Source organism: Aliterella sp. E5.1 (assembly GCF_057473825.1).
The window spans coordinates 1-3,802 of record NZ_JBYCCV010000190.1 but is presented as its reverse complement, the minus strand read 5'-3'; the positions used below and the strand labels follow the sequence as shown (position 1 = coordinate 3,802).

The following is a 3,802-nucleotide window of genomic DNA, read 5'->3' as shown; positions in this document are numbered from 1 at the left end:
GCCGTTGTGGATGAAGCCATTTTTTACTATTCTTTCTGACCCGCATTTTGGACAGTTTAGCTTCTCTTCACTCATACAACTCTCTCTACATAATCTTTCCACTTATCCTTACATATTTGGCACTACCGTTCTTTTTATGCCATCCGCGAATCTTTGCAACGGCGGTTAGATACCTTTATTACTCAGCATGGTAGCAGCATTACTAGCGACGACCTGGCAGACTTAGAAGAAGCGGATGATGCAGTAATTACTGGACTAGAAGCTTACCTTGAACCTGTAGACCCCCAAGAGATCCAGTACCTTGAAGACTTATTGCGCCAGTTTGAGAATACCGGAGAGGATACTAAGCTTTCGCATTTTATAACCACGCTGCGCCAAGAATTAACTAATCGGGAGAGCGCGATTGTCTTTACTCAATACACCGATACGATGGACTATCTGCGTTCTACCCTACAACAACTCTACGGTAGCTTTGTTGGTTGTTATTCTGGTCGCGGCGGCGAACTATGTATTGATGGTAGTTAGCAAATTATAGCTAAAGAAGATATTAAGCGCCGTTTTCGGGATGGGGAAATTAAAGTATTGCTCTGCACCGAGTCTGCTAGTGAAGGGCTGAACTTACAAACTTGCGGCGTGTTGTTTAACTACGATCTGCCTTGGAATCCGATGCGGGTAGAGCAACGGATTGGGCGCATTGACCGGATTGGACAAGTCTACCCTACGGTGACAATTCATAACTTTTACTATGATGGGACGGTAGAAGCAAAGGTTTATCGGAAGCTGCGCGATCGCATTAGTGCCTTTACGTCGGTTGTTGGTAACTTGCAACCAATTTTGGCGCAGGTTCCCACCTTTATTGAGCAGGCAGTTATGAGTGCCGATCCCGAAGAAGAAGATGTATTGCTGTCTCAATTTGAATCTATTTTAGATACACCGCCTACGGGTTTAGCTATAGAAGATATGGTAGCCATAGATGTGGAAGCGGATTTAGCAGAAATTCGCCAGCCTATTCCTTCATCACCTTTCACGACAGAACAAATTGAGCAGCTATTTACTACATCGGCTTTATTGAAGTCTAAAGGCGCTATTTTTGAGGTATCTTGCGATGCCTGCGGCGGTATGCTCTGCGACCATGCTTCGCAAACACCTAGCGACCATCGGACTTGGCAGCTTACTTTTCAAGATAAGAAATATGCTGTAACTTTTTTCCCAGAAGTATTTGACGTGAAGCCTTCAGTGCGATTTATGAACTTTGGCGATCCTTTGTTTAAACAGTTAATCGAAATTGCTTTAACTTGTTAAAATTAACGTGAGTAGTTCCAGTTTATAAACAATATAAAGTAACAATTTAGACAAAACTCTTTAAAGATATTTATGCCTCAAGTTCAATTGTGCCAAGATATTCTGACTATTCTAAAAAAATACTTTCAAAAAGAATACAAAGAGCGTCTTTTTCACGTCATTTTGTTTGGCTCACAAGCACGAGGAGTCGCTACAGCAAATTCAGACATAGATGTATTAGTTGTACTGCAAGATCCGGTTGATGCCAGTCTAGAAATTGCTCGTACCAGTCAATTCATTGCCCAACTCTGTTTAGACCACAATGTTCTTATTTCTCGACTGTTTTTGGCGCGCTCCCGCTTTGAAACTGAGAACTCTCCACTCTTAAAAAATATTCGCCAGGAAGGGCTTAGAGTTTGACTCCAGAGCAACAAGCCCTGTTGGAAAAATCCCAGCGTAGCATGGATGCAGCAAAAAATTTAATGGAACGAGGGTTTCACGACTTTGCGGTTTCCCGCGCCTATTACGCTATGTTCTATATTGCAGAGGCACTGCTAGATCGAGAAGGACTTGCTTTTTCAAGCCATGCTGCCGTCATTAGTGCTTTTGGACAATATTTAGTTCGCCCTGGTAAAGTGCCTGCCCAATATCATCGCCAACTGATTGATGCCCAAGCACAGCGTACTCGTGCTGATTACGATCCCCAGCCTAACTTATCTCAACAAGATGCTGAAATCTTAATCTCTCAGGCACAAGACTTTTTGACAACAGCCCTCCAGAACCTCAACTGATACATTGGGGTGCAAGTAGCATTGGAACCATAAACCAGGTTAAGGATAAAATGCTTGCTGTATAGTCGTTTTGTTCGCTAACCGTTCTGTGGATTTCTCCCCCTGATGCTTGTGAATATGGTTTTTTCTGAGACACCCTTAAGCCAAAACTCTTAAGTTACAAGGGTTTTGGGTAATCAGTGACAATGGCAGTTTTATTTTGAGCGCAAGAATCACTTAACCGAGTCGGTGGCAATCACCCTTAACCCGGTTTACGGTTCCAATGATCCTCGCACCCCTATAAGTAGGATTCTTAGGAATGTAATTAAGAGCTATCTTGCCGATGCCCTCAATAGCAGATAATAAGGAGTGTCGGTCAGGAGTCCCACATAACGGTTGAGATAACGTGGGGCGAAACCAACCACGCGCAAGCCGAAAGGAACCACGCAAGTTTTTAAAGAGTAGCTGTTTCGCCCTCACGTCCATTGATTTGTTGTGCTGCGCCATTATTTTCAAAAACCAATGTTTGGTAAAACGCGATTGCTGAAACTGAGAGTCAAAACATCATTGCTCGTTGGAAGCTCTCGTTTTCTGAATCATCTCTTGGATTGTGTCGGTATCGCCAATTTCATAAAGACTAATTAAACCATCCTCAATGGTGAAGATTTGCGGAACTGTGGCATCCGCGAGTAAATTACCTTGTAAATCTCTGATGATTTGATGAACGGTGACAATGTTCCGATTGTTTTCGTCCGTCTCGAATTTTAAGGTCTTAAGCTCCGGTTGAATATCCTTAAATTGATTAATCCAATATTCGCGCACCGCGTCGCGTCCATAAACGAAACCGCCTTCCAATCCGTTCGCCCATTTCACATCTGGGCGCATCAGCGAGATGATTGTTTCAATCTCGCGTTTATTAAAGGCATCGTATAAATTTTGCAGAAACTGTTGATTTGAAATCATAATTATTCACCATACAATACGAATGTAGTCAAAACAAGAAAGCAGCACAACGTTCGCGCTCACCGGACGCAGATAAACTTTGAAACTCAGCAACCATATTAATACGTTCCGGTGCAGCGGGCTTGTTAGCTCGTCGCTCGCAGCAGCTTAAACCAACACCTGCAAACAACTTTCTACCTCAATACTTATACAGTCCTCAAGTTACTCATAGATTGAGTTAGAATTAAAAACTTTGAACTATGTCTCGAATAAACTTCTTTCCTTCGTCTGTTTCAAACCAGTCAGAGGCGGGGAACTTCGGTGTATGTTCATGAACAATTTAGAAACTACCGCAAAACCGTACATATTGTTAAGAATTGAAATAATATTATTTATTACTCTTGGTAGGCATAATTTTGTCTCTAGTATTTGTAAATTATTACTTATGGCTTTGCATAATATTAAGCTCGATGGTGTTCCTCAAAATCAACTACTTTATTGGGGACGGGTACCATTACAGGCAGTATTGATTGCTTGGGCTTGGTAGTATACCAAACATCCAAAGCAGCCCCAAGTCAAGGCGTGATGGGTGGAACAGGAAGCAATTAGCAAGTGATCGCAAGTATTGAGCGTTCTTTGTGCGATCGCGCATTTAGTTCTAGGAGATAAATGAACTTAATTTGGTAGTGCCAAATATGTAAGGATAAGTGGAAAGATTATGTAGAGAGAGTTGTATGAGTGAAGAGAAGCTAAACTGTCCAAAATGCGGGTCAGAAAGAATAGTAAAAAATGGCTTCATCCACAACGGC

The 3,802-nt window shown here is 42.2% G+C and carries 4 protein-coding genes and 1 pseudogene; 4 read left to right on the top strand and 1 reads right to left on the bottom strand.

What is annotated here, in order from left to right; genetic code table 11:
- Positions 1–129 precede the first annotated feature (129 nt).
- The 3 genes and pseudogenes from AC2VE5_RS24685 to AC2VE5_RS24675 form a co-directional block, all read left to right on the top strand.
- A pseudogene (locus AC2VE5_RS24685) lies at positions 130–1,302 on the top strand (helicase-related protein); the annotation flags it as partial.
- A 72-nt stretch (positions 1,303–1,374) separates the two neighbouring features.
- Positions 1,375–1,701, top strand: a complete 327-nt coding sequence (locus tag AC2VE5_RS24680) for a nucleotidyltransferase domain-containing protein (RefSeq protein WP_486890255.1) — start codon at positions 1,375–1,377, stop codon at positions 1,699–1,701.
- Complete coding sequence (locus AC2VE5_RS24675; RefSeq protein ID WP_486890254.1) at positions 1,698–2,072, top strand: HEPN domain-containing protein; 375 nt, start codon at positions 1,698–1,700, stop codon at positions 2,070–2,072. Before AC2VE5_RS24680 ends, AC2VE5_RS24675 begins: the two co-directional genes overlap by 4 nt.
- A gap of 543 nt (positions 2,073–2,615) precedes the next feature.
- On the opposite strand, the gene AC2VE5_RS24670 is transcribed toward AC2VE5_RS24675, so the two are convergent.
- Positions 2,616–3,014, bottom strand: coding sequence for a nuclear transport factor 2 family protein (locus AC2VE5_RS24670; RefSeq protein WP_486890253.1), 399 nt, complete (start codon positions 3,012–3,014; stop codon positions 2,616–2,618).
- Positions 3,015–3,324: 310 nt separating this feature from the next.
- On the opposite strand from AC2VE5_RS24670, the gene AC2VE5_RS24665 reads away from it, so the two are divergent.
- Positions 3,325–3,540 (top strand): hypothetical protein, encoded by a 216-nt coding sequence (locus tag AC2VE5_RS24665; protein WP_486890252.1) that lies wholly within the window; start codon positions 3,325–3,327, stop codon positions 3,538–3,540.
- Positions 3,541–3,802 lie beyond the last annotated feature (262 nt).

Bases quoted from the DNA above. Each gene is read 5' to 3' on its own strand.
- AC2VE5_RS24665 (WP_486890252.1), top strand. From the start codon at position 3,325: ATGAACAATTTAGAAACTACCGCAAAACCGTACATATTGTTAAGAATT.
- AC2VE5_RS24680 (WP_486890255.1), top strand. From the start codon at position 1,375: ATGCCTCAAGTTCAATTGTGCCAAGATATTCTGACTATTCTAAAAAAA.
- AC2VE5_RS24670 (WP_486890253.1), bottom strand. From the start codon at position 3,014: ATGATTTCAAATCAACAGTTTCTGCAAAATTTATACGATGCCTTTAAT.